Source organism: Paenibacillus sp. Y301 (genome assembly GCF_059445505.1).
In genome coordinates, this window is sequence record NZ_JCAIUL010000016.1 from 36,051 (window position 1) to 61,998 (window position 25,948).

The 25,948-nt window shown below is 41.3% G+C and carries 19 protein-coding genes; 5 read left to right on the top strand and 14 right to left on the bottom strand.

Features of this window, described 5'->3' with window-relative positions; genetic code table 11:
• Positions 1–171: 171 nt before the first annotated feature.
• The 4 genes from AC1D69_RS21000 to AC1D69_RS21015 all read left to right on the top strand — a co-directional run bounded on the left by AC1D69_RS21000 (position 172) and on the right by AC1D69_RS21015 (position 3,634).
• Entirely contained in the window at positions 172–318 is a 147-nt protein-coding gene (locus AC1D69_RS21000) for a hypothetical protein (protein ID WP_495458090.1), read from the top strand.
• A gap of 163 nt (positions 319–481) precedes the next feature.
• Positions 482–877: a GntR family transcriptional regulator gene (locus tag AC1D69_RS21005; protein WP_495458091.1), complete on the top strand. Its 396-nt coding sequence runs from the start codon at positions 482–484 to the stop codon at positions 875–877.
• Positions 877–1,977: a DUF1648 domain-containing protein gene (locus AC1D69_RS21010; RefSeq protein ID WP_495458092.1), complete on the top strand. Its 1,101-nt coding sequence runs from the start codon at positions 877–879 to the stop codon at positions 1,975–1,977. The genes AC1D69_RS21005 and AC1D69_RS21010 overlap by 1 nt, the downstream gene beginning before the upstream one ends.
• Before the next feature lie 34 nt (positions 1,978–2,011).
• Positions 2,012–3,634, top strand: a complete 1,623-nt coding sequence (locus tag AC1D69_RS21015) for an alpha/beta hydrolase family protein (protein ID WP_495458093.1) — start codon at positions 2,012–2,014, stop codon at positions 3,632–3,634.
• Positions 3,635–3,720: 86 nt separating this feature from the next.
• On the opposite strand, the gene AC1D69_RS21020 is transcribed toward AC1D69_RS21015, so the two are convergent.
• From AC1D69_RS21020 to xylA, 3 genes are all read right to left on the bottom strand, one after another.
• Entirely contained in the window at positions 3,721–4,860 is a 1,140-nt protein-coding gene (locus AC1D69_RS21020; RefSeq protein ID WP_495458094.1) for a transglutaminase domain-containing protein, read from the bottom strand.
• 254 nt (positions 4,861–5,114) lie between these two features.
• Complete coding sequence (gene xylB / locus AC1D69_RS21025) at positions 5,115–6,608, bottom strand: xylulokinase (protein WP_495458095.1); 1,494 nt, start codon at positions 6,606–6,608, stop codon at positions 5,115–5,117.
• Positions 6,609–6,706: 98 nt separating this feature from the next.
• Positions 6,707–8,020: a xylose isomerase gene (gene xylA, locus AC1D69_RS21030; RefSeq protein ID WP_495458096.1), complete on the bottom strand. Its 1,314-nt coding sequence runs from the start codon at positions 8,018–8,020 to the stop codon at positions 6,707–6,709.
• Between the two features lie 132 nt (positions 8,021–8,152).
• On the opposite strand from xylA, the gene AC1D69_RS21035 reads away from it, so the two are divergent.
• Positions 8,153–9,313 carry an ROK family protein gene (locus AC1D69_RS21035; protein ID WP_495458097.1) on the top strand — a complete coding sequence of 387 codons (1,161 nt, stop codon included), beginning with the start codon at positions 8,153–8,155 and terminating at the stop codon, positions 9,311–9,313.
• 497 nt (positions 9,314–9,810) lie between these two features.
• Here AC1D69_RS21035 and trxB read toward each other — a convergent pair whose 3' ends face one another.
• The 11 genes from trxB to AC1D69_RS21090 all read right to left on the bottom strand — a co-directional run bounded on the left by trxB (position 9,811) and on the right by AC1D69_RS21090 (position 25,878).
• Complete coding sequence (trxB, locus tag AC1D69_RS21040) at positions 9,811–10,752, bottom strand: thioredoxin-disulfide reductase (RefSeq protein WP_495458154.1); 942 nt, start codon at positions 10,750–10,752, stop codon at positions 9,811–9,813.
• Between the two features lie 123 nt (positions 10,753–10,875).
• On the bottom strand, positions 10,876–12,831 hold the full coding sequence (locus AC1D69_RS21045) for a heavy metal translocating P-type ATPase (RefSeq protein WP_495458098.1): 1,956 nt from the start codon (positions 12,829–12,831) through the stop codon (positions 10,876–10,878).
• 274 nt (positions 12,832–13,105) lie between these two features.
• Positions 13,106–14,311 (bottom strand): aldolase/citrate lyase/malate synthase family protein, encoded by a 1,206-nt coding sequence (locus AC1D69_RS21050; RefSeq protein ID WP_495458099.1) that lies wholly within the window; start codon positions 14,309–14,311, stop codon positions 13,106–13,108.
• A gap of 199 nt (positions 14,312–14,510) precedes the next feature.
• Positions 14,511–15,803, bottom strand: coding sequence for a homocysteine synthase (locus AC1D69_RS21055; RefSeq protein ID WP_495458100.1), 1,293 nt, complete (start codon positions 15,801–15,803; stop codon positions 14,511–14,513).
• 229 nt (positions 15,804–16,032) lie between these two features.
• Complete coding sequence (gene kduD, locus AC1D69_RS21060) at positions 16,033–16,785, bottom strand: 2-dehydro-3-deoxy-D-gluconate 5-dehydrogenase KduD (protein ID WP_495458101.1); 753 nt, start codon at positions 16,783–16,785, stop codon at positions 16,033–16,035.
• Positions 16,786–16,791: 6 nt separating this feature from the next.
• Positions 16,792–17,559: a DeoR/GlpR family DNA-binding transcription regulator gene (locus AC1D69_RS21065; RefSeq protein WP_495458102.1), complete on the bottom strand. Its 768-nt coding sequence runs from the start codon at positions 17,557–17,559 to the stop codon at positions 16,792–16,794.
• 26 nt (positions 17,560–17,585) lie between these two features.
• Complete coding sequence (gene kduI, locus AC1D69_RS21070) at positions 17,586–18,422, bottom strand: 5-dehydro-4-deoxy-D-glucuronate isomerase (RefSeq protein ID WP_495458155.1); 837 nt, start codon at positions 18,420–18,422, stop codon at positions 17,586–17,588.
• Between the two features lie 205 nt (positions 18,423–18,627).
• Complete coding sequence (gene deoC / locus AC1D69_RS21075; RefSeq protein WP_495458156.1) at positions 18,628–19,281, bottom strand: deoxyribose-phosphate aldolase; 654 nt, start codon at positions 19,279–19,281, stop codon at positions 18,628–18,630.
• Between the two features lie 168 nt (positions 19,282–19,449).
• The gene (locus AC1D69_RS21080) at positions 19,450–21,828 is read right to left on the bottom strand and encodes a glycoside hydrolase family 95 protein (RefSeq protein WP_495458103.1); all 2,379 of its coding nucleotides are present in this window, start codon (positions 21,826–21,828) and stop codon (positions 19,450–19,452) included.
• Between the two features lie 260 nt (positions 21,829–22,088).
• Complete coding sequence (locus AC1D69_RS21085) at positions 22,089–23,822, bottom strand: ABC transporter substrate-binding protein (protein ID WP_495458104.1); 1,734 nt, start codon at positions 23,820–23,822, stop codon at positions 22,089–22,091.
• 337 nt (positions 23,823–24,159) lie between these two features.
• Positions 24,160–25,878: an ABC transporter substrate-binding protein gene (locus tag AC1D69_RS21090; protein ID WP_495458105.1), complete on the bottom strand. Its 1,719-nt coding sequence runs from the start codon at positions 25,876–25,878 to the stop codon at positions 24,160–24,162.
• Positions 25,879–25,948: the final 70 nt, after the last annotated feature.

Here is a 25,948-nt window from a genome sequence, read left to right on the forward strand (position 1 = left end):
TACGTCATTTATAAAATATTCAGAAGTCCCATGAAGATATTCTTTCTGCATGGGGCTTTTTTCTAACTTTATTTAAAATAATAAATAGTTGTTTAATCCATGTCTGGGTCGGGTATAAAAGGATATAGCGTGAATCACGCTTAATCATGAACACATAGGAGGTATCGTCTTATGCTGAACATTAATTACATTATCCCGTACCACTCTCAATATCATCGTCCACAAATCACAAGTCCTTCGAAGAAGGATAGCTCTGACGACTCCTCCAAAAAAACCTTTCAAGATATTCTTATCGAGAAAATGGGGAAAACCAAATAATTTTAACTCATCAACTACATAGAACTTACTTATAAAGAGCGCCACTGGACATATCCAGTGGCGCTCTTTTGCCTAATTCATAATTTCACTATTCACAAACTATGTTCCATCTGTTATATTTGTTGTATAACAGATATAAATATCAAACAAGGAGAGGAACTTATTGATTATTCAACTTGATATGCAATCCGATGTTCCAATCTATACGCAACTGATAAATCAAATTATCGAGGGAATTGCTAGCGGCGATCTTCAACTGGGTGAGGCCCTCCCTTCTGTTCGTGGTCTAGCATCCGATATTGGAGTCAACCTGCATACGGTTAACAAGGCATATACGTTACTGAAACAGGAAGGATTCATTCAAATCCATCGGCAAAAAGGTGTCGTTGTGCAACCCGATGGCATGCCTGGGGTGACTCCCGAGTATGAATTCAAACAACATGACCAATTAAAACCCATCATTGCCGAAGCCATATGTCGCGGAATGACAAAGGAACAACTCCTCCACATTACCGAACATATTCACGATGAAATTCTGAACATAAAGGAGAATGACTAATGGATTGGCTCTCTACCCTTATTCTGATACTTATGTTTGTGCCCGTCTCGCTACTGCTCATTTGTACGCCATATCTCACTCGTGACACCGTTAGCTTTGGTGTATCTGTCAGCGAAGAGATGTACTATAGTGAGCCCCTACGATCGTTACGTAAAAAGTATGTCTGGATGAATTCTCTCATCTATACGGTGGTACTCTTATTATGTATCATCACCTCAGCCATAAGTGATGCTGTGCATCAAGAGGATATCATCGGAATCTGCGTCGGAATCATTGTCGTTAGTTCCCTAATTATTAATTATTTGTTTTACTTAAAGATGAAGAAATACAAATCCGAACACCCGATTACCCCATCACCTAGATCCTCCATCCTCGCTGTGGATACAGGATTTAGACGCAATAAACTAATCTTCTCAAACAAGTGGTTCATCATTCATTTCATAATAACCATTGTTAGTGCATTTCTAGCGTTAAAATACTATGATCAATTCCCTGACACCATAGCTATGAAGTTCGATTTTCAAGGTCATGTGACAAATAGTGTAGCTAAATCCTACTCAAGCGTACTCGGCCTTAACTTAATGCAATTTGTGATGACATGCTTATTCATGTTCTTGAACTGGGCAATTCTTAAGAGCAAACAACAGATCAGCTCTAGTAATCCAGAGAAGTCGATTAAGCAGAACACACTATTCCGTCGCAGATCATCATTGTTAATGCTGATTATAGGACTGCTTATAGTACTGTTATTTTCATTCATCCAGTTGAACATGCTATTCGAGTTAAATACAGAAATGGTCGGGCTTGTCAGTACCATCCTAATAGCTATCATTATTATAGGAACCATGGTTTTTGCATTCACCACGGGTCAGGGCGGTAGCCGTATCGGTAGAACACCAACAAGTTCACATACAGCACCCATCAATGATGATTCTCACTGGAAACTCGGTGGCATTTATTTCAACCCTCAAGATCCATCCATCTGGATTGAGAAACGGATGGGGATTGGTTGGACTGTCAATTTTGCTAGACCCATGGCTTGGGTGTTCTTGCTCGCTATTCCAGCTGTTAGCATCATTGTCTCTCTTTTCGTTAGCTAGGTTTAGCTTGAAATTTATACAAAGGAGAATGATTATGAAGAAATTCAAAGTCGTACGAACCGTAACAGCTGCTTCTATCGCCTTAAGTCTCGCTATACCTATGACAGTCGCCTCAGCTATGTCCGAACCAATTGATACAACCGCACCTGTTCGTGAGACAGCAAAATCCCTTGGCGCCATGGTGAAATGGGATCAAGTATCCCACAAGGTAACCATCACGAAGGGAACTACAACGTTGGTTCTTGCTATAGGTGATTCACAGGCTACCGTAAATGGGAAATCTGTCGCCTTAGCTGAGCCCGTCCAAATAGTTTCGAACCAAGCCATGATACCCGTGGAATTCATGAATCTCATCTTTGCCGGAACAGAATCCACTCCCCATGAATCAGTATCGATGGATACCGCAGATCTGTTCTTGGATCAGTTACAAGTCGGAAATGGAGCCAAAGCATACGAATATATGAGCCCTGCATTGAAACAAGTCTTACCTTCTCAGATTCTAGATGTTCTATGGGGCAATTACGAACAAGTCTATGGCAAATCTGTTGGCGGAGAACCTATTAAGACAGAGAAAACGAATGCCATTCATCGAAATGTGACTTATAGCATCAAGACAAACACAATTCCCTTCAATATTACATTACGCCTGAATCAAGAAGGACAGATCGACGATATGAATATAGCCGTAACGTCGGCTTCAACTTATCAGAAGCCATCCTATGACAATCCGGCAACTTACACCGAACAAGAAGTCGTCGTGGGAAAGGGTACACTTGCGCTACCTGGTACCCTCACTATGCCAGTTGGTGAAGGACCATTCCCGGCAGTTGTATTAGTACACGGCTCTGGACCCAACGATCGTGATTCCTCTATAGGTGGTGCTAAGCCTCTACATGATCTTGCCGTCGGCCTCGCCGCAAAGGGCATTGCTGTTCTTCGATACGATAAGGTGACATATGAACATACCTTTAAAGTAGCCACCAATTCGAAGTTCACATTGAAGAATGAGACTGTTGATGATGCTATCTCAGCTGTAGAACTATTGCATTCAAATCCTAAAATATCCTCTTCTCACATTTATGTCGCGGGTCATAGCCAAGGTGGATACGCTATGCCACTCATTGTCGCAGCTGATATAGATGGCGATATCGCTGGCACTATTCTTTTATCCGGACCAAGTTCCAAATTTGTTGATGTACTAGAGGAACAACTGAAAGAAGTGATTCATCGAATCAAGGAATTAGGTCAAGATCCTGCACCTTATGAAGCGCAAGCTGCACAGTGGTCAGCCATTACGGCCATCGTGAAAGACCCTCAATATTCAGTTGACCATCTTCCAGAGGCATTTCCAATTCAACCGGCTTATTGGTGGTTCGAACAAAGAGATTACAAGCCAACCGACCTTGCCAAGAAGCAAACGGGTCCCATGCTTGTACTACAAGGAGTGAATGACTGGCAAGTACCTATCGCTGAATTTAATGCTTGGAAGAGCGAGTTGAAGCACAGGCAGGATGTGGAATACAAATCATATCCTAACGTGACACACCTTCTAAATGAATATAGTGGAATTTCTACTGGCGAGGAGTATGCTCAACCTTCTAACGTCGCTCCGATTATTATTGAAGATATCGCCACTTGGATTCACAAACATAAATAAACATCTCAATATATATATATATAATATAAAAAAATAGAGAAGGGCAGCATCCTGCCCTTCTCTATTCGTGTCCAGATAGCTTTCAACTACTTCCAAGTAACAAACACTTTCAAATCTCCCGTCTCTTCAAAAGGACTATGATTATATGAGATTCCCTTGATATTTAACGTATATAAATATTGAAGAGCCTCCATCAACGTGGCTTCATCGCCATGGAACCTGAATATAATTGATCGATTACCTTGTGCAATGGTTTCCTTAACTTTTGCTTTTAATTGAGTAGAAGATGCTACAATTTCACCTTTATCATACAGTTGATACTGAAGATCCTTCACTAACTTCTTATAAAAGCTTGTCTTGCTTCCACCTTGCTGAACAAGTGTAGATAATGTGTTGCGATATAACGTCACCGCTGCTGGATACGGCTTGGTCCATGTATGATCTTTACGCATCTGTTTATCATTTCTTAAATAATATTCTATGCCTACTCCATTTTTCTGATCAGGAACCGGATCGTCCCATGTAGTATCCAAGTGATACCACGCACCTGATATAAGAACTAAGTTCCATGCATGAAGTTGACTTACTCGACTTCCCGCAGGTGTAGCAGTACCCTCTACAATTTTATTCTGTATTCCTGCTTCCTTCAGCATCTTGTAAGTCAACAGGGAGTATCCCTGACATACAGCACTTCCCGTACTGAGACCTTCATATGCCGTATATTTCTGTAGCGTTGTGTCATATTGCAGATGAATGACGATCCAGTCATGGATCGCTTTGACCTTCTCGTGATCATTCATTCCCGGAGTGATAATTTCATTCAGCACAGTCTTTACACGTTTCTCTACATATGCCGTTTGTTGGGCACTCTCGCGATAACTAAGTTTAACTGTTACATCCGCTGCACTCGGGCTACCTTTATAAGAATATCCATAACTTGCAATCGTATAATTGATATATGGATCGCTCTCCATTGCTTGGTCCAAAGCTTGTTTTAATTGTGTTTTGAGCGATTTAGTCTTGCCCTTATATACAAACGTTACATTCACTTGATGACTATTCATAGCTGACAGTAATACTTGTTGGATGTCACTCACGGATTTCACAACCACAGTAGCCTTTGAAGCAGCAAAAGCATGCTCAAAATCCACAGTAGGTGGAACTGCAACCGCCATTAAAGTTCCGATCAACAGTACTTTTACAAATTGATAGCGGTTTTTTCTCATGATTACCCTGCCCTTCTCTAGCTAATTCCCACAAATATTGTATCACATCCTTATTGTATAAGTGCAATGTGCGTGCGGTGCTAACCATTCGACTACCCAACAGTAACAGAATCCCTAACCCTCAATAACCAAATATATGCTTAGAATATATAAAAATACCTCTAAGCCTCTTCCTTATCTCATTACAAAAAAATCCGTTACTCTCTCCTATATGAAGAGAACAACGGATCATTTAGCATGACTATTTAAATTTATTAACGGAAAGCAACAAGTTTATCATTCAAATCACGTGTTTGTCCGTATACTTCCTGGTATAGACTGAACAATTTCTCATATACTGCTACCGCTTCTGGATTCGGTTCATACGATTTAGCTGTACGTAAGAAATGTGATGCACATGCTTGTAGGGATGGGAACCATCCACTTCCGTATGCTGCAAGCATTGCTGCTCCCATTGCAGGTCCCTGCTCACTTTCCAACTTCAGAATCGTGGCATTGAAGATATCCGCTTGCATCTGCAACCAATTCTCATTCTTCGTTCCTCCACCAATGGAGATGACCTCAGATATCGTCTTACCTGATTCCCGTAGGATTTCAATCGATTCCTTCAGCGAGAACGTAATACCTTCCATAACAGAACGAGCGAAATGCGCACGACCATGTCCTGCATCGATTCCAATAAAGCTACCACGAATGTTAGCATCTGGATGCGGAGTACGTTCACCAACAATATATGGCGTAAAGAGTAGACCACCGCTACCTACAGGAATCTGATCGATTCCTTCAAGCATTTGATCGAACGAGAGGTCTGCAGCGAACTTTTCTTTGAACCACTGTAGACTGTATCCTCCTGCTAGCGTAACACCCATAATGTAGAAAGCATCCTTCTCACCATGATTGAAGAAATGCACTTTTCCTTCGAAGTCTAGATTCTTACGTTCTTCATAAGAAAGAATAACACCTGAAGTACCAATACTGCACATTGTTTGTCCTTCACTTAGAATACCCGCACCGATCGCGCCGCAGGCATTATCTGCACCACCTGCAAATACCTTCGTAGAAGGAAGTAAGCCAGATTTCGCTGCGATATCAGGAAGTAATGTTCCCACTTCGTCGAAAGATTCAACTAATTTTGGACATAGAGATACTGGCAAGTCGAATGCGCTCGCAATCTTTTCACTCCAATTCTTACCCGCTACATCAAGTAGTAGTGTTCCTGCTGCATCTGAATAATCCATGGCATAATCGCCAGTTAAACGATAACGCACATAATCCTTAGGCAGTAAGAATAATGCTGCTTGCTTAAGCAGTTCAGGTTCATTCTCTTGTACCCATAGGATTTTAGGTAATGTGAATCCTTCTAACGCACGATTACGTGCGATTTGTAGAAGATCTGCACCTAACGTCTTCTCAATCTTACGACACTGTGGCGTCGTACGTGTATCATTCCATAGGATCGCATTGCGAAGTACTTTCCCGGCTTGATCCACTAACACTAACCCATGCATTTGTCCGGAGAAGCTTAGTCCTTCGACTTCCGAAGGCTTAACACCGGAATCTTTCATCATTTTGTGTAAAGCAATCAACGTTTTCTCTACCCATTCTTCAGGATCCTGTTCACTATACCCTGGTTTCGGTTGAAGCAGTGGATACGCTTCCGTTGCTTCGAACACTACGCGACCTTCTTTGTCTACTAGCACCGTCTTTACTGCACTAGTACCTAAGTCCACCCCAATAACGTAACTCATCATAATCCTCCTAGTTAAAAATAATAAAAAAAAGAAGACCGCCGCCTTCCCGTGGGAAAGGAGCGGCGGCCCTTAAACCTTTATAAATAGAATACTATTTATGCATAGATGTATTGATTCAATGTTGCTTTAAGTTGCTCTTGACGACCTGAGATGTTCTTACGTGGATTCTCATTGTTAAGGGCGTAGTCAGCAAGTGATGATAATGTAGCTTTACCATTCACAACATCTGCTCCGATACCTTCGCTGAAACTGCTATAACGAGTTTCGATGAAGCTATCAAATACGCGATCTTCGATCAATTTAGCAGCAACTCTCAAACCTTTAGCATAAGTATCCATTCCTGCAATGTGTGCCAAGAACAAATCTTCAGGCTCGAAGGAAGCACGACGTACTTTAGCATCAAAGTTTACGCCACCACGGCCAATTCCGCCATTCTTAAGAACTTCATACATTGTAAGTGTTGCATCGTAGATATCTGTAGGGAATTCATCCGTATCCCATCCAAGAAGCATATCTCCTTGGTTAGCATCCAATGAACCAAGCATACCGTTAATTCGAGCTACACGAATCTCATGATCAAATGTATGTCCAGCTAGTGTAGCATGGTTAGCTTCAAGGTTAAGTTTGAAGTGTTTGTCCAAACCGTATTTTTGCAAGAATGCAATAGAAGTAGCTGCATCATAGTCATATTGATGTTTAGTAGGTTCTTTTGGTTTAGGCTCGATCAAGAATTGCGCATCGAAGCCAATTTCCTTAGCATAATCTACAGCCATGTGGAACATGCGACCTAAGTTGTCTTGTTCCAATTGTAGATCTGTATTAAGAAGAGTTTCGTAACCTTCACGACCGCCCCAGAACACATAGTTCTCAGCGCCAAGACGTTTACCAACTTCAAGACCCTTCTTGATTTGTGCTGCAGCGTGAGCATATACATCAGCATTGTTTGTTGATGCTGCACCATGCATGAAGCGTGGGTTAGTGAACATGTTCGCTGTGTTCCACAACAATTTCTTACCTGTTGCTTTCATTTGATCTTCAATCAATCCAACGATAACATCAATGTTAGCTTGGAATTCACGAAGGTTGTTACCTTCAGGAGCAATATCAATATCATGGAAGCAGAAGAACGGTAAGTTCATTTTTTCCATAAATTCAAAGCCAGCTTCAACGCGAGCTTTCGCTAGATCCATACCTGTATATTTATCCCAAGGACGAACAGCAGTGTTAGCACCAAATGGGTCTGAACCGCCAGCAGTCAATGTATGCCAATAAGCCATACCGAAACGGAAATGTTCTTCCATTGTTTTACCTGCAATTACTTCTTCTGGGTTATAATTTTTAAATGCAAAAGGGTTAGTCGATCCGTTGCCTTCATAAGCAATTTTTCCAACTTGTTCAAAATAGGCCATGATAAAATGTCCTCCTCATATTTGTAAAGTAATCGCTATCACCGTTATCCTATCACATATGTTATACTTTGTCTATTGGATAAACAAAGTTTAAAATCCTATACTGTTTTAGAAGGGATGTGTACATTTCACATGAAAATCACCGGTGATCAAGCGCTGGTTAAAAAAATAAATAAGTCGATAGTACTCGATACCATTCGTCGTCATAATCCACTGTCTCGTATACAGATCTCTGAAAAAACAGGTCTTAATAAAGCGACGGTGTCGAACCTTGTGCTTGAATTGTTAGAGAGTCATTTGGTTCAAGAAATAGGTCCTGGAGAATCTAGCGGTGGACGTAAACCACTTATGTTACTTTTCCATCGGAATGCAGGCCATGCCATAGGTATGGAACTAAGTGTCACCCATTTGAAAGGGGTATTAACGGATCTCGAAGATCACGTGCTCGCCGAATATAGTGTTGAATTGAAGCATCACGATATTCCTTTTGTATTCGATGAAATGAAGACAGCCATTCAGACTCTTATGCAACAAGCCCCCTCTTCTCCTCATGGTATTGTCGGCATAGGCCTAGGTGTGCCAGGAATGGTCGATGAAGCAGGAACGATCCTATTTGCACCCAATCTTGGTTGGGAGAAGGTTCCGTTGAAAGACATGCTGGAGGAAACTTTCGGTATTCCTGTAACTGTCGATAATGAAGCGAATGCGGGAGCAGAAGGTGAACTCCACTACGGTACCTCTGTTGGCGTCCGTCATCTCATCTACATCAGTGCAGGCATGGGGATCGGTTCTGGTATTATTGTTGATGGCGAACTATATAAAGGAGCTTGGGGTTACGCTGGTGAGACAGGGCACATGACCATTGAAGCCAACGGTCGCAAATGTTCTTGTGGAAACCAAGGTTGCTGGGAGTTATATGCATCAGAGAAAACTTATGCAGAACTAGACAGACAGTTACCTGCACATTCAACTCATGATTTGCTTCGATATGCTCAGCAAGAGGATCCTGACACGTTAGATTTATTCAAGGAAATTGGACGTTATCTAGGCATCGGTATCACCAATATCGTCAATAGCTTTAATCCTGAGCTTATTATCATCGGTGGCCCACTCACGGAAGCTAAAGAATGGATCGAATCTTCCCTACAAGCCGTTGTTGCTGAGAGAACATTGCCTTATCATCGACGTCAATTACAGATCCAGTTCTCGGCACTTGGCAGTCGTTCTGCCATGCTTGGCGCATCCTATGCAGCGGTTTCACTGTTCCTAGGTCGTATTCGAGTTTCAGTATAATCAGGTAAAGGAATGATCTTACATAATTCTCATTTTCGCCTTCTTTTATAACGCCATGAGCTTGAAATTTCGTTATAATAGAATTGAAGATTGTGATTTTAGTCATATCATTTATGAAATGGAGAGAGGTTCCTTGACCTACGTTGATACTTCTAACATCTCGGCACAAATGTTCATTACTGTCTTGTTATTTTTGGTCGTGATAGCTCCGTTGTTCAGCCTAGCCATCTTGCGATTTTTTCAATCCAAGCGTAGGTCCGGCTTTAGGCTCATTCTAGCAGGGGCACTTGCTTATGTTGTGTTCCAAGCCAGTATGCTGATATTTTTTTGACGTTACATCCTACATATTTACGACTTCATTGCACATTCATGAATGGAGTTAAAGTCAATCATAGTGAGGATTCTCCTTCGTTCAATCAACAACGATATGTAAACAAAAAGGCTTCACCCTCCTCTTAACGGAAGGTGAAGCTTTTTGATGGTTACAGATCGTTATATTAAATTTTAACCTCGCTAAATTCAAGGCTCTCAATATACTTTTCACAATCCATCGCTGCCATACAGCCACTACCCGCAGCCGTAATCGCTTGTCTATATCGGGTATCTTGTACGTCACCACAAGCGAATACCCCAGGGATGTTCGTCTCCGATGTTCCTGGTGTCACCACAATATATCCATTCGAATCTGTCGTAATTTTTCCACCAAGGAATGCTGTGTTCGGATGATGACCAATCGCTACAAACACACCACTTGCTTCAATCAGTTCTTCTTCACCTGTCTGATTGTTCAACACTTTAAGACCATTAACGCCTCTGTCATTCGCAGTTACCTCAATAGGAGTACGATTCAAATTCCACTCCACTTTATCGTTCGCACGAACACGATCCTGCATAATTTTTGATGCACGTAATTCCTCACGACGGTTAACAAGAGTCACTTTGGAAGCAAATCTAGTAAGGAAGTTGGCTTCCTCAAGTGCAGAATCGCCGCCACCGATCACAATGATCTCTTTACCACGGAAAAAGAATCCGTCACATGTGGCACATGTACTTACACCACGTCCGATATTATCTTGTTCACCAGGAATGCCCAAGTATTTCGCTGTTGCTCCTGTAGAAAGAATTAGCGTTTCAGTAACCAATTCTCCCATTCCTTCTACATTCAGCTTAAATGGGCGTCCTTCTAGTTCTACACTATTAACCCAACCAGTTTTGAACTCTGCACCGAAACGTTCGGCTTGTTTACGCATATTATCCATCAATTCAGGCCCCATAATTCCATCAGGGAATCCTGGGAAGTTCTCAATTTCAGTCGTTGTTGTTAATTGTCCACCTGGTTGTGGCCCTTCAATCACAAGTGGTTTCATATTGGCACGAGCCAAGTAAATCGCTGCTGTTAATCCTGCTGGACCTGTTCCAACAATAATAGATTTGTACATCATAAGTTCCCCCAATTTCAATTATAATGTGGAATATATTTCATATCATACTAATTATAATTATTATCATCTAGTAACTATTATGGTTGGACCCAAGCAATTTGTCAACATATTTGTTACAGATCATCTCAGAAGCCGTAATCCATTTAAAATGACTAATATCGTGCTTCCTTCATGTCCAACTACGCCAAACGGTAGAGCGATGTCCCCTACGAAGTTACTGGTAATAAGAAGTAAGATGACACTGATTGCGAACACCATATTTTGTTTAATGACTCTTTGCGCTCGCCGTGCAAGCTTAATCGTACTTGCGATCTCCTCGATATTATCGTTCATAAGAACAACATCCGCTACCTCTAGCGCCGTACCACTTCCGTTCATCCCCATCCCGATACCCACCGTTGCAGTAGCCAATGCTGGAGCATCATTCACTCCGTCACCCACCATAACTACATGCCCATATTTCTCTCTTAATTCTTTAACATGAGCTACTTTCTCTTCGGGCTGAAGATCTGAATAGATCCAATCCACACCAATCTGTTCACCAATGACCTGCGCTGTATCATGATGATCACCTGTAAGCATAGCAACTCGAATCCCAAGTGCTTGTAAAGACTTTACGGCAAGTACCGCCTGTGGTCGTATCGTATCCTGCAATGCTATTAGCCCTACCACTTGATCGCCTTTCATCATAACGGACACCGTTTTCCCTTGAGAAATGAGACGACTTCTCTGATCCAGCCAAATTGGGTTCGATGCATCCATCGAATGATCTAGAATATCACTTTTACCGATTTTCCATAACGTACCTTCGACCATTGCTGACATTCCCCAACCTGTCAAAGATTGAACATCATCCACAGGTTTCAAGATGAGTCCCTCTGCCTTACGTACAATAGCTTTAGCTAATGGATGTTCTGATAACTGCTCAACAGAGGCACATATGCTAAGTAATTCATCACGGTCATAACGATCATCTATGATGAAATCTGTCACCTGCGGTGTTCCCATCGTAAGTGTTCCCGTCTTATCAAAAGCCACAACGGATGTTAATGCCATGTTCTCCACATGAGCGCCACCTTTAAAAAGTACCCCTTTACGTGCACGATTCGATATAGCTGATAACATAGCCGGCATAATAGATGAGACTAATGCACACGGCGAAGCTACGACAAGGAAAACCATCGCCTTGTAAAAAGCACTACCCCACGTCCATCCAAATAGAAGAGGTAATACGGTAATGACAGCTAACGTTACGGTGACAACAATACGCGCATAGATCGATTCGAATCGTTTAATGAAGCGCTGTGACTGGGGTACTTCACTTTCTGCTTCCTCGACGAGTCGGATGATCTTGGCAAATACCGTAGATTCAGCAGATTGTGTAACTTCAACATATAATACCCCTTCCCCATTAAGCGTACCGGCGTACACGATATCCCCCGTTGTTCGATCTACAGGAATAGCTTCTCCTGTAATAGAGGCTTGATTAACCGAAGAAGATCCACGTTGCACACAACCATCAGCTGGAATTAATTCCCCTGGCTTAACGAGAAATAAATCCCCAATCTGAAGTTGGTCAATCGTAACCTTAATCATCTCACCATTCTCAATACGTAGAGCAGTCTCAGGCTTCAGAGCCATCAGTGACGAAATATCTTTCTTGCTTCGTTCCATAGTATAGGTCTCTAATGCACCACTTAGAGCAAATATGAAGATTAGCAGTGCACCCTCATTCCAGTATCCAATACTAGCCGCACCCATCGCTGCGACGATCATAAGTAGGTTAACATCAAGGTCACGTTCTTGAACCAACGTGTGAACACCTTCCCGTGCTTTAGTCCATCCTCCTAATGTATAGGCCGTAACATACAGTAGAATCGATAGGTATTCAGCCCAATGTCCAACAGACCAAGCGATTAACGTAAGAACTCCACTTCCTAATGCAGCAAGCATCTCCTCATTGCGAAGCATACTACGCAGATCAAATTTCCCCCTCTTATGAGGATTCGGCTGATTAGCCGTTTTTTTGATAGCAGGCGTTGATATTTTCACTAAAGCTTTCTGAGTATTTTCCATTGTAATCACCTTCCACTTGAGAATGAATTGCATTATTACTTCCCTAAAAATGACACATGCTGCTCCGGGTATCCGGAGCAGCATGGTAAATGATAATGATAATCATTTCTTGCACTTGTACAATTATTTTTCCTATAGGCAACTTTATGCTTTTATTATATTCCTTTGTTAGTACCAAGTAAATGGGCAATGTACCCCTTACACGAAAAAAAACCTGAAGATGATCAGTGTGTCTCAGACACTACTCTCATCTTCAGGTTCTTACTCATGCTATCTATAAATGAAAGCCTACCGATGCTTTCTCCATCAATTCCAATTGTGCTGCAGCAATACGAATAGTAGGTACCTCCTGAGGCGCACAGCTTATCTCATCGATCCCTAAAGTATAAATAACAGGGAGATCCGTACTCGTTACATGCCCTACAGCTCTAATATGAATACTTGGATGGATTTGTCGAATATGATGAAACACACCCATATTCACTACATCCCCAGATGATGTCACATCACTTTCATCCCATTCCACAACCAACAAGTGTGTACATCTAGCAAGGTCACCCGCAACGGACGATTGTATATTACGAGGAACTAAAGCTCCCACTCGATATTTAATCGAACGGCTCATATGTCCTAGTGTCTGTTCCGCGACCTGTTCAATCCAATGAACAGTATCTGCAAATTGCTCTGCACTTGCTGGACGATTCACTAATAGATCGACAGTACACTCCGTTCCTTGTTCCACACAACCTCGCATTGCCCGAAATAAAGCTTCTAGCATAATATCTTGAATTCCATCAGGGGGATAAGAACAATGAACATTGCTGGAGGATGGCATCAAGCTCACCGTAGCAGGTGCACCCTGAAGTCCATAAAAGATCGATTCCCACAGTTCTTGAAGTAGACAGAGTAATCGCCGTTGCAAGGTGACCGAGATTTCCTCAGCCCCAATCAGGTCACTAGGAATAATATCCTTTAGATATTCTACCTTCAACAACTCTTCACAACGAACTAATCCTAAACCATAAGCTCCCATAAGCTTTCCGATCCACACATCTTCAGGAGTCGTTCCTCCTGCGAATATCCGCATGCTTCTCACTTGGTCACTCCATAAAAGTAACTTCTTGGGGGGAGTCAATTCATGATTCATCCGATTCGAATATAAGCTATCTCCAACCACATCACGAATACATTCTGCATTTATGCTCAATAGCGCCTCTTCACGAGAAAATGTCCCCATTTCAACAAGTTCAACAAGTGACAACATTTCTGATAATGAATTTGCTTTGATAGCCAGTTGATGTTCACTACAGACACTGTACAGGTCCTTTTCACTTTGGAATACATTTTCTTGTGAAGAACTCTGTTCATCCATATCCACGGCTTGCTCGAGACCACTAAATGAGTATAACGCTTTCATACAGATGGTACCTGAACAACCCTTAGTCCCACTGCAAGGATAGTGATCCTCTTTCTGGTTCATAAATGCTTGCCACCCTCTTTTCTCAACGAAATAACGATCATACATAAGCGTATTAAGCTACCCGAAGAAATATACAGTTATCTCCATTTATTGTATAAAAAAAGTGCTCCTTTCCCCCATTAAGGAAAAAGAAGCACCTCTATCGAAATAATCTAATCTATATTTAAATAGGATGAACTAAAGAGCGCACTCGGCCCACTTATATTTGACTAGCTTGAATGGCTTGTTCCAAATCACTTAGAATGTCATTAATATGTTCCGTTCCAATAGAAACTCGAATCATCTCTGGTCTAACCCCAGCTGCCACTTGTTCCTTCTCCGACAGTTGTTGATGTGTTGTACTAGCTGGGTGTATGATCAGTGACTTAGAATCTCCCACATTAGCTAGATGTGAGAATAACTTCACACTCTCAATCAACTTCCGACCCGCTTCTGTACCACCCTGAATCCCAAATGTAAGAATTGCACCTTGGCCTTTAGGTAAGTATTTCTTGGATAGCTCATATGTCGGATGAGTTGGGAGTCCCGCGTAGCTGACCCATTCTACATCAGCATGATTCTCTAAATATTGAGCCACTTTAAGCGCATTCTCACTATGTCGTTCCATACGTAGATGTAACGTTTCTAATCCTTGTAAGAGCAACCATGAGTTAAATGGAGAAATAGCGGACCCCATATCTCTCAATAATTGAACACGAGCTTTTATAATATACGCTAAAGGACCTACAGCCTCGGTATACACAACACCATTATAACTTGGATCTGGTTCCGTAAGTCCAGGGAATCTACCACTAGCTTTCCAATCGAATTTACCAGCATCAACAATGACACCACCAATAGATGTACCATGTCCACCGATGAATTTCGTTGCAGAATGGACAACAATATCTGCTCCATACTCAATAGGCCGAAGTAAGTACGGACTTGGGAACGTATTATCTACAATAAGAGGAAGGCCATGTTCATGAGCTATGTGCGCAACCGCTTCTACATCCAAGATATTTCCTTGCGGATTACCAATGGTCTCGGCATAAAGCGCTTTGGTCTTATCCGTAATCGCTGCACGGAAATTCTCTGGATGGTTAGAATCTACAAAATGAACCTTAATCCCTAATTTCGCTAACGTATTAGCAAAAAGATTATAAGTTCCACCATATAGACTAGACGAAGCTACAATTTCATCACCAGCACCTGCGATGTTAAGAATCGAGAATGTGATGGCTGCTTGACCTGAAGCCGTAGCTAACGCCCCTGCTCCTCCTTCTAGGGCAGTCATACGCTGCTCGAACACGTCCGAAGTGGGGTTCATAATACGACTATAAATATTGCCGAACTCTTTAAGCGCGAATAGATTAGCAGCGTGTTCGCTGTCACGGAACCCATAAGAGGTTGTCTGATACAGCGGAACTGCGCGCGATAATGTCGTAGGGTCAATCTCTTGGCCTGCATGAACAGCCAAAGTCTCAAACGATAATCGTTGTTCTTCGGACATGGTGAATCCTCCCTTATAATAAATAGATATGATGATACCATTCATATAGAATACTTCCACATTTTCTCATAAATAAATAGATTTGAAAAGACTAATTCATACTTAACACATCTGAAAAGTAAATTACCTATCCACTAAAAAAATCCCTCACGAACCTAAAGGTTGTAAAGGATTTTACACATTATGATTGTATCCAAGTAGTACACCCTAACAATAAGTATTTAGGGAATTAGCGAGCCATCCATCCGCCATCCACACAAATAACATGACCATTCATGTAATCAGATGCTTGAGAAGCGAGGAATACAGCAGGCCCCTTAAGATCTGCTGGCGTACCCCAACGTGATGCTGGAATACGTGCAAGAATGTCATTTGAACGTCCTTCGTCGGCACGTAAGGCAGCTGTATTATCTGTAGCCATATAACCAGGAGCAATTGCATTAATCTGAATACCTTTGGAAGCCCATTCGTTTGCGAAAGATTTAGTTATACCTGTCACCGCATGTTTACTCGCCGTATATCCGGGAACATTAATTCCACCTTGATAAGACAACATTGAAGCTACGTTAATGATTTTACCACTACCTCGTTCAATCATATGGCGTCCAGCCATCTGACATAGAAAGAATACGGTATTCAAGTTGAGGCTTATCACATCATGCCAATCTTTAGCTGGATGATCCACTGCGGGTACACGTCGAATAATCCCTGCATTGTTTACCAGAATATCTACTCTTCCAAAGAAGCCTAATGCCTCATTAAATACATTCTCTAATATAGATTCATCACTGAGATCAGCCTTAATTTGAAAAGCTTTACGACCCAACGCTTCAACCGCCTTCACGGTCTCATCACTTCCAGAATACGAAATCGAGACGATATCCGCCCCTGCTTCTGCCAACCCTAGGGCTATCCCCTGACCAAGACCAGAAGAACCTCCAGTAACTACTGCTACTTTTCCACTCAGATCGAATAATTCCATTGTGGTCTATTCCTCCACCGATTTATAGTCTAATATAATGTTAGATTTCTTAAATAATTCAGCCATCTCTTCTGAGAGACCCGCATCCGTAATAATGACATCCATTTCTGCACATGTGGCAAAAGTCCGCAAAGCGAATTGTCCAAATTTGTGATGATCTATCACACCGAATACTTGTTGAGCCGTTTGAATTATCGCTTTCTTCACAGGAACTAAATCCCCCGTAAAAATGGATAATCCAAACTCCGAATGCACAGCTGTTGCCGAGATAAATGCCTTATGAATATTCAATTCTGATATTATTCTCGGAGCATCATCGCTAACTAAGACATTGCGTACGCGTGACCCGCCAGGTACGACAAGTAAGATCTTATCTTTCTTCGTTAATTCATTAATAATGAACAAATCATTCGTAATAACAGTCATCGGCTGATTATCCAGGTGTTTAGCTATTTCCAGTGTTGTACTACCACCATCAAGAGCAATGATATCACCTGGCATAATATGTTCGATTGCACGCTTGGCAATTTGGACTTTCTCTAGACTATGCTTATCTGTCACACCTTTACTTGTTAGAATGCCGTATTGATCATCTTGGGCTAATCTTGCTCCCCCATGGATTCTTACCAACAGCCCCATGCTTTCTAACTTATCAAGATCTTCACGTACTGTTTTACCGGTCACTTGTAATAACTCACTAAGTTCGATCACTGTCACTTCTTGACCCGAAATTAGGGCCTCCATAATTTTCTCATGCCGTTTCAAGGGACTCATATACCTTCATCGCTTTCTACAATAGATTAACGTAGGTCTTGCATGGCGATCGCATCCATATCACTGAACGTCTGGTTTTCTCCAGCCATTCCCCATATAAATGTATAATTACACGTACCAACACCACTATGAATGGACCAACTTGGAGAGATAATCGCCTGCTCATTACGTACAACGAGATGACGTGTTTCATCCGCTTGACCCATCATATGGAACACTACGCCATCCTCTGGTAGATTGAAATATAAATATATTTCAGAACGACGATTGTGTGTGTGACTCGGCATGGTATTCCACATGTTGCCTGGATCTAGTTCCGTTAATCCCATGACAAGTTGACAGCTATGAATACCATCCTGATGAATATATTTATAGATCGTACGTTCATTTGACGAAGTAATACTTCCCAAATGGGCTGGCGTGGCTTCTGCTTGAGTTAATTTCTTCGTTGGGTATGACTTATGTGCAGGGGCAGAATTGAAATAGAAGCGAGCTGATGGTGCTCCTCCCCCATTATTTTTAAATACTACTTTTTTCACACCTAGTCCAATATATAAACATTCCTTCGTATCTACTTCATAATCCGTACCATCTACCGATATCGTCCCTTTACTTCCCACGTTGATAATACCAATCTCTCGACGCTCTAAGAAATAATCTGTTCCAATATCCTTAAGATTGACCGCAAGCTCAATATCCTTTGTTTCAGGTACAGCTGAACCTACAATAAAACGATCCACATGCGTGTAAACGGTAACAAGTTCATCTACTGCAAAAAGAGTATCCATTAGAAATTCCTCGCGCAAACGAGCTGTATTAAATCCTTTTACATCGTTGGGATGAGATACATAGCGATTTTCCATCATTATTACTTCCTCTCGATTTGTAGTCATGAACAATATTGTTTCTGCATTTACGTTCATATGTGTTCATATTAGTTCATTTCGTACCATTTGTGTAGTATTATTTTAAAAAGAGATCTTTTAACTAGCAAAAAAAGACTGATTTCCTTCTCCTTTAGAGAATCGAAATCAGTCTTTGCATCATTTCATCTCAATTCAGTTATCGTTAATAACTTCCTTGAGATTGTTGTCCTTGAGCTATGGCGACGCCACCGCTTGTACCGATTCGAGTTGCACCTGCAGCGATCATAACTTGTGCATCTTCAGCACTGCGTACTCCACCTGAAGCTTTAACCCCAAGATCAGGTCCTACCGTAGCACGCATTAACGCGATATCTTCTTTTGTCGCTCCACCGGTTGAGAATCCAGTTGATGTTTTGACATAATCAGCTCCCGCTTCAACAGCCAGCTTACATGCACGTACCTTCTCTTCGTCAGACAGCAGACATGTTTCAATGATGACCTTCGTCAGTGCTTTTCCTTTTGCCGCTTGAACAACGGCAGCAATATCACGTGACACCAAGGCATCATCATGACTTTTCAAAGCACCTATGTTAATCACCATATCTACTTCACCTGCGCCATTAGCGATTGCATTTGTCACTTCGAACGCCTTAACTTCAGGTGTTGAAGCTCCTAGTGGAAAGCCAATAACGGTACATACTTTTACTTCTGGAGTATCCTTCAATACTTCATGCGCTACTGCCACCCATGTTGGATTCACGCACACTGAAGCGAAGCCATGTGTTTTAGCTTCTTCAGCTAGCTTTTGAATTTCTTCCTTCTTAGCATCCGCTTTGAGTAACGTATGATCAATCATTCTTGATATCGACTGTTGGTTCAAAATGTTTCCTCCTATGATGTACAAATAGTGATGTCTTCAAGTTCTCTTCACATTATCGTATCATTCTTTAAAAAAACGCAAAACATACATATAAGTTAAAAAAAGGTCATCCACGACATTGAAGAATGGATAACCTTTTTTATATTAACCTATCTTTGCTGTTATCTTATACTTCTGTTGTTTAACTGTGTCGAATTGTAACGTAAACTGTTCTGTTTGAGATTCTCTTACTCCAATAACACTACCATCCTCTAGCATCAATGGTATAGTGCTCCGAAGTGTACAAGTTCCTCCAAGATCAGAAGTAACAATAACACTTACTACTTCGGCATCTTTCCACTCCATATCAATAGAGAACCCACCACGAGCTTTTATTCCCTTAACATAACCGGTAGTACTCCATTCGTTTGGAAGGGCTGGGAGAAGGTGAATCTCACCCAATTGGCTCTGAAGTAACATTTCAACGATACCCGCAGCCCCACCAAAGTTACCATCAATCTGGAATGGAGGATGATCGTCGAACAGATTAGGATGCGTTGATCGTGCAAGTAACGTATGAACAAATTGATAGGCAGATTTGCCATCCAGTAACCGTGCATAGAGATTAATCAACCAAGCGCAACTCCAACCCGTATGTCCACCACCATTACTTATACGGCGTTCTAAAGAAGTCGTTGCTGCTTGTACTAACTCAGGAGTCTCATACCGATTGATTTCGTGACCTGGGTAGACACCATACAAATGGGAGACGTGACGGTGACCTGGTTCGCTCTCTTCAAAGTCATGAATCCATTCTTGAAGTTGCCCATGCTGACCAATCTTAAACGGATACAGTCGTTCATAAGCGCTGGCAATCTCCTTGCCTAGGTCATCATCCACACCTAGATGAGAAATCGCCTCCAGATAGTGAGAGAATAGTTCACGAATTAACGTCATATCCATCGTACTCGCCATAGACACACTACAAGGCTCGCCTTCTGATGTCAGAAATTTATTCTCAGGTGATGTCGATGGATTGGTTACCAAATAACCATCATGACCTTCAACCAACCAATCTAAGCAGAATAAGGCAGCACCTTTCATCACTGGGTAAGCCTTGCTTCTCAGAAAATCCTCATCCCCTGTAAACAGATAATGTTCCCACAAATGAGAAGTTAACCATACGCCTCCCATCGGCCAGAATGCCCAACTCGCATCTCCACCTGTTGGGGCAGATTGTCTCCAAATATCTAAATTATGATGAGCAGTCCAACCTCTCGCCTGATAGTGAATATTGGCAGTACGACGACCTGAATAGGATAAATCCTCGATCAGATCAAACAAAGGCTCATGACATTCACTAAGATTACCTATCTCAGCCAACCAGTAATTCATTTCCGTGTTGATATTCGTAGTGTATTCACTGCCCCAAGGTGGCTCCATCTGGTTATTCCATATGCCTTGCAGATTAGCTGGTTGTGTACCCGGGCGTGAGCTAGCCATTAATAAATATCGTCCATATTGGAAGTACAATGCCTCAAGTTCGGGGTCCTTCGCTCCATCCTGATAAGACTTCAGACGAACGTCCGTAGGGAGGGTGCTATTATCGCTTGTCCCTAAATATAGATCAACACGTCCGAACATAGCCGTGTGATCCTTAATATGCCGATCCCTTAGAACGTCATACCCTGCTTGAACCGCACGATCTAACCAGTCAGCACAGATACTTGTCATATCTTTATTCGTAGAGCCTGGCATCACATCATACTTCTCGAAGTCACTAACAGCTGCCAAATAGAACGTCACAGCCTCTGCATCGTGAATATGTAGTGCGTTATTCTCGTAACTAATCGTTCCACCGTGTGGAACAGCACGAATGTGCATTTCGAAACGTATCCCCAGATCTTCTTCAAATAGAATCGATTGAGGATGATCTCGTAAGTAGTTGGATTCAATATGGCTTGGGCAACGCCCTGCAAGCATAACATCATGATTGTCATTCACACTGATCTTAGGCTGCTGAGGACTTTCTAGTAGAGCGCTTGCATGAATCTTCCCAGTTCCCTCAACCTTCAAAGTTACAGCCATAACCTGATCCACTGCGCTTATAAAGGTCTCCCTTGTATACGTAGTATTTCCACTACGGAAGGATGTTACCGAGATCCCTGTATTGAGATCTAACTGACGTGAGTAATTCTGAACATCCGACAGATTCTCTTGCTCAATAAATAAGTAACCCATTGGCTGATAGGCTTCAGTATCCTTACCAAGCATATTCGTATTAATCAATTGTTCTGCTTCCTTGTACTTTCCCTCATGTATTAATTCACGTGCCTTCTTCAAATAGCGGACACTATTATATTGCACATTGTCTCGTGGGAAACCAGACCAAAGTGTATCTTCATTTAATTGATACTCTTCTCGTTCAATTCCTCCATGTACCATGGCACCCATTCGTCCGTTACCAAGCGGCAAAGCTTCTTCCCACTTTGAAGCAGGAGCTAGATAAGACATGAGCCATCTTTTCTCATTACGTTTTGTCATAGAATTATACTCCTATCTATCTATCTTTCTTTCTTTCTTTCTTATAATCATGTATTAAGTTTATCATAAGGCATCTAGAAGAACGGATAATTATTTCATACAAGTATACACGGCCTTACCTTCCTTTATCTACGAAGAAACGTTTAGCATTGAAATATAAGCCTATCTATAAAAAGAAATGCTTATTATATTAAAAAAATCAAAAGAATGACCCCTGAAGAAATATCAGGAGTCATTCTTTTGATCAATTTGATCTTATCTTATTTACCAGTCCACAATTTCACTCTGTCTTGTACATAACCAGTGTACTCTTCTTCCATCTTAGACAATCCTACCTTTTCAAGCTCAACTAACATATTGTCAAATACTTGATCGAACTTCTCAGGACTAGTAAGAATCGCTTCTGGAATACGTTTACGAACGATATCTTGCGCTTTCTGAGCTATAACACTATATTGTGTATCCGAAGGAACGGTCATGTTATAAGCTGCTCCCCACTCTTTAACTGGGAATTCATCTTCCTTAGGGAATAAATCTTTCCAAGTAGTCGCGTTATATCCCTTCAATGATTCCTTCTCAACATCAGAGTAATTCGCAACAATCTGTTCAGGGTAGTTAAGCGTGTAATAGTTGCCAGTTGAATCCTTTACTCCATCTCCATAGTGACCACTGAAGACCCAATACAAGCCAATGCCTTCTTCTTTCGAAAATGCTGCATTGTCATTCGTCATTCGATCTCTAATTTCTGCTGGCATCACACGAACGCCATTCTCAACATTATAATGCTTACCTTCTACTCCCCAGTATCTGAGAACCTGTCCTTCTTCTGAAGCCATCCAATCTAGGAATTTAATAGCACGAACGGGATCTTTACATGCAGTTGTGATTCCAATACCGTAACCATCAAACCCTGTAGATTGGAATGAATGATCTAGAATATCCTTTGACATTGTCACTGGGAAGTGTCCATAGGTATACTCATCTTTACCTGCTGCTTTAAGCGCGTTCTCAGCGTTTCCATATTCCCACTCTTGGCTAATTAGACCAAGAACACGGCCACTAGCAATTTTGGCTTGATACTGATCATCTTTCTGAACAAATGTATCTTTGTCTAATAGACCTTCAGCGTACATATGGTTTAACCAACGGAAATACTCTTTCTCTTCCGGACGAGTATAGTGGAATTTAGCTTCGTGTGTCTCTGGGTTAATGTAGAACTCACCATCATCGGCTAATCCTGTTGCACTAACAGCTGGATTAGTAACCGTTATCTGAATTTTCCAATCATCAGCATTAAGTAATAATGGAATAGTCGAAGCTCCATCCGTTTCAGGATGTTTCGCTACATACGCTTTTAGAGCGTTTTCATAATCTTGAATCGTTCTGATCTCAGGATAACCTAACTCTTTCAACACTCTGTGTTGAATTTCAAATCCACCTGTTGCATCAAAGCTTGTCTGATCTACAGATCCATTTGTAGGTATCGCATAAATAGCAGGATCAGATGTACTATATTTAAGTCTGTTCATATTTTGGCTATATAACTTTTTCAAGTTAGGTGCGTGTTCTTCTATTAGATCCGTCATATCAATCATAGCCCCAGCATCAACCAGCTTAGATAAGTTATCTTTAGGGAATACAAGATCCGGATATTCTCCACTTGCCGCCATCAAGGAAACCTTATCATCGCCACCGTTTCCTGCCATATCGTATTGGGCATTAATCGTGACTCCAGTTTTCTTCGTAATTTCTTGACCCACAGTATCTTTCATGTTGTTCCAGTTCGGACTACCATCTGCTCCGAAAAATGTAAATGTAATCGGGGACGTATCCATGGTTTCCTCTGTAGTTGCAGTCGTGTTCGTAGATGTTGAACTTTTTGTAGGTTCTGCGTTCTTGGTGGCGTTCGTGTTGTTACCGTTGCCGCAAGCAGATAACATGAGAGCGCTTGCGATAAGTAGCATTGCAAATGTCTTTGGACTCTTTCTCTTCATAAAATAACCCTCCCAATACGAATAGAAACATAAATAGTGCAACAACAAACAAATTACAAAAAATAGAAATCGTTTTCTTTAAACACCCATGTAAGTGCTTACAACACTAAATATATATCATTTTCAGCATTTTGTATACCATTATTTAGGACTATTATGAGTCTTTTTTAGGTTATTTTTAGGTTGATATTAGGTTTTCATTAGGTTTTTTAGGTTTTAGTTAGGCTTTTTTAGGTTATATTAGGTTATATTAGGTTATTATCAGGTATTTTAGGTCTTATATTATTAAAAGGAGGCCCACCCTAGGTGGACCTCCTACAATATTTATAGTAGTTAATTACTTACCAGACCATAGATCAACTCTAGCTTTTACATAAGTAGTATACTCTGCTTCCATCTTCTCAGCGCCAGCTTTGTTCAACTCTGCTATCATGCCATCATACACAGCGTCGAACTTCTCAGGTGCAGTTAGAATAGCTTCTGGAATACGTTTACGAATAATGTCTTGTGTCTTCTGGAACGTTACATCATAACTTGACCCTGCTTCAACAGAAATATTCCAAGCAGCACCCCAAGGTTTAACTGGCATTTCCTTTTCAGAAGGCCATAGATCTTTCCAAGTCGTCGCATTGTATGCTTTCAAACTTTCCTTCTCTGCTTCAGAGTAAGTAGCTACGATCTGTTCAGGGAAGTTAGTAGTATAGTAGTTACCTGTTGGATCTAATACACCATCACCATAGTGACCAGACATAGAAGCATATAATCCAATACCTGTAGTCTTAGAGAAGTTACTAGCATCATTAACTTTCTTATCTAATACATCTGCTGGAATGACACGTTTGCCATCAACAACATTATAATGTTTACCTTCAACTCCCCAGTTAAGAAGAACTTGACCTTCATCAGAAGCTAAGTAATCTAAGAATTGAATCGCACGAACTGGATCTTTACAAGTCTTAGTAATACCTATGCCTAATCCTGCCATGAATCCAGTATCCTGAAAGCCATGATCTAGGTAATCAGCAGATAAAGTTACAGGAAAGTGAGCATATGTTTTACCATCTTTGCCTGCAGCCTTCAAAGCGTTCTCTGCATCAGCGTATCCCCACTCTTGGTCAATCAGACCCACGACACGGCCACTAGCAATTTTAGCTTTATATTGATCACTCTTTTGGACAAATGTATCTTTATCAAGTAAACCTACATTGTACATATGGTTCAACCAACGGAAATATTCTTTCTCTTCAGGACGTTTGTAGTGAAGTTGCGCTTCAAACGTTTCTGGATTAATGTAATATTCCCCATCGTCCGGTGCTCCAGTAGTATAGAATGCCGGATTGGTCACAGTGATCATAATTCTCCAATCATCCGCATCCAATGTCAGTGGAATTGTTGGTTGACCATCGGTCGTAGGATGTTTGTCAACGTGAGTTTGTAGTACTTTCTCGAAATCTTGAAGTGTCTTCACTTCAGGATATCCTTGTTCTTTCAACACATCATGTTGAATTTCAAACCCTGAAGTCGAATCAAAATACTGTTGACCCACAGCAGCATTACTTGGGACAACATAGATTGCTTTATCTTCATTACTATATGGTAGACGTTTCATGTCCTCTCCATATACCTTCTTAAGGTTAGGACCATATTTGTCAATCAAGTCTGTTAAGTCTAACATGGCACCTGCGTCTATCATCTTACCAACATCGTTTTTTGCAAAAATCAAATCAGGATATTCACCACTAGCTGCCATTAAGGCAATCTTGTCGGAACCATCACCTGTAACGTTATATTCTGCATTTAGTGTCACGCCTGTTTTCTCAGTAATAACCTTACCAACATCATCTTTCATTTTATTCCAGTTAGGGCTTGCATCTGCTCCGAAGAAACTGAACGTAATTGGACTCGTATCTACTTCTTTCTCTGTATTAGTAGCGTTTGTAGCCGTTTCAGTCTTACCTGCATTCGTAGCTGCATTGTTGTTACTACATCCAGCAGACACAAGAAGTGCACTAGCTAATAGTAACATTGCAAACGTTTTCGGTGTTCTCCCCTTCATACCGTAAATCCCCCTTTTAAATGACTAACCATAAATATGTATAAACAGGAAACCCTGAAGATACCTCGCT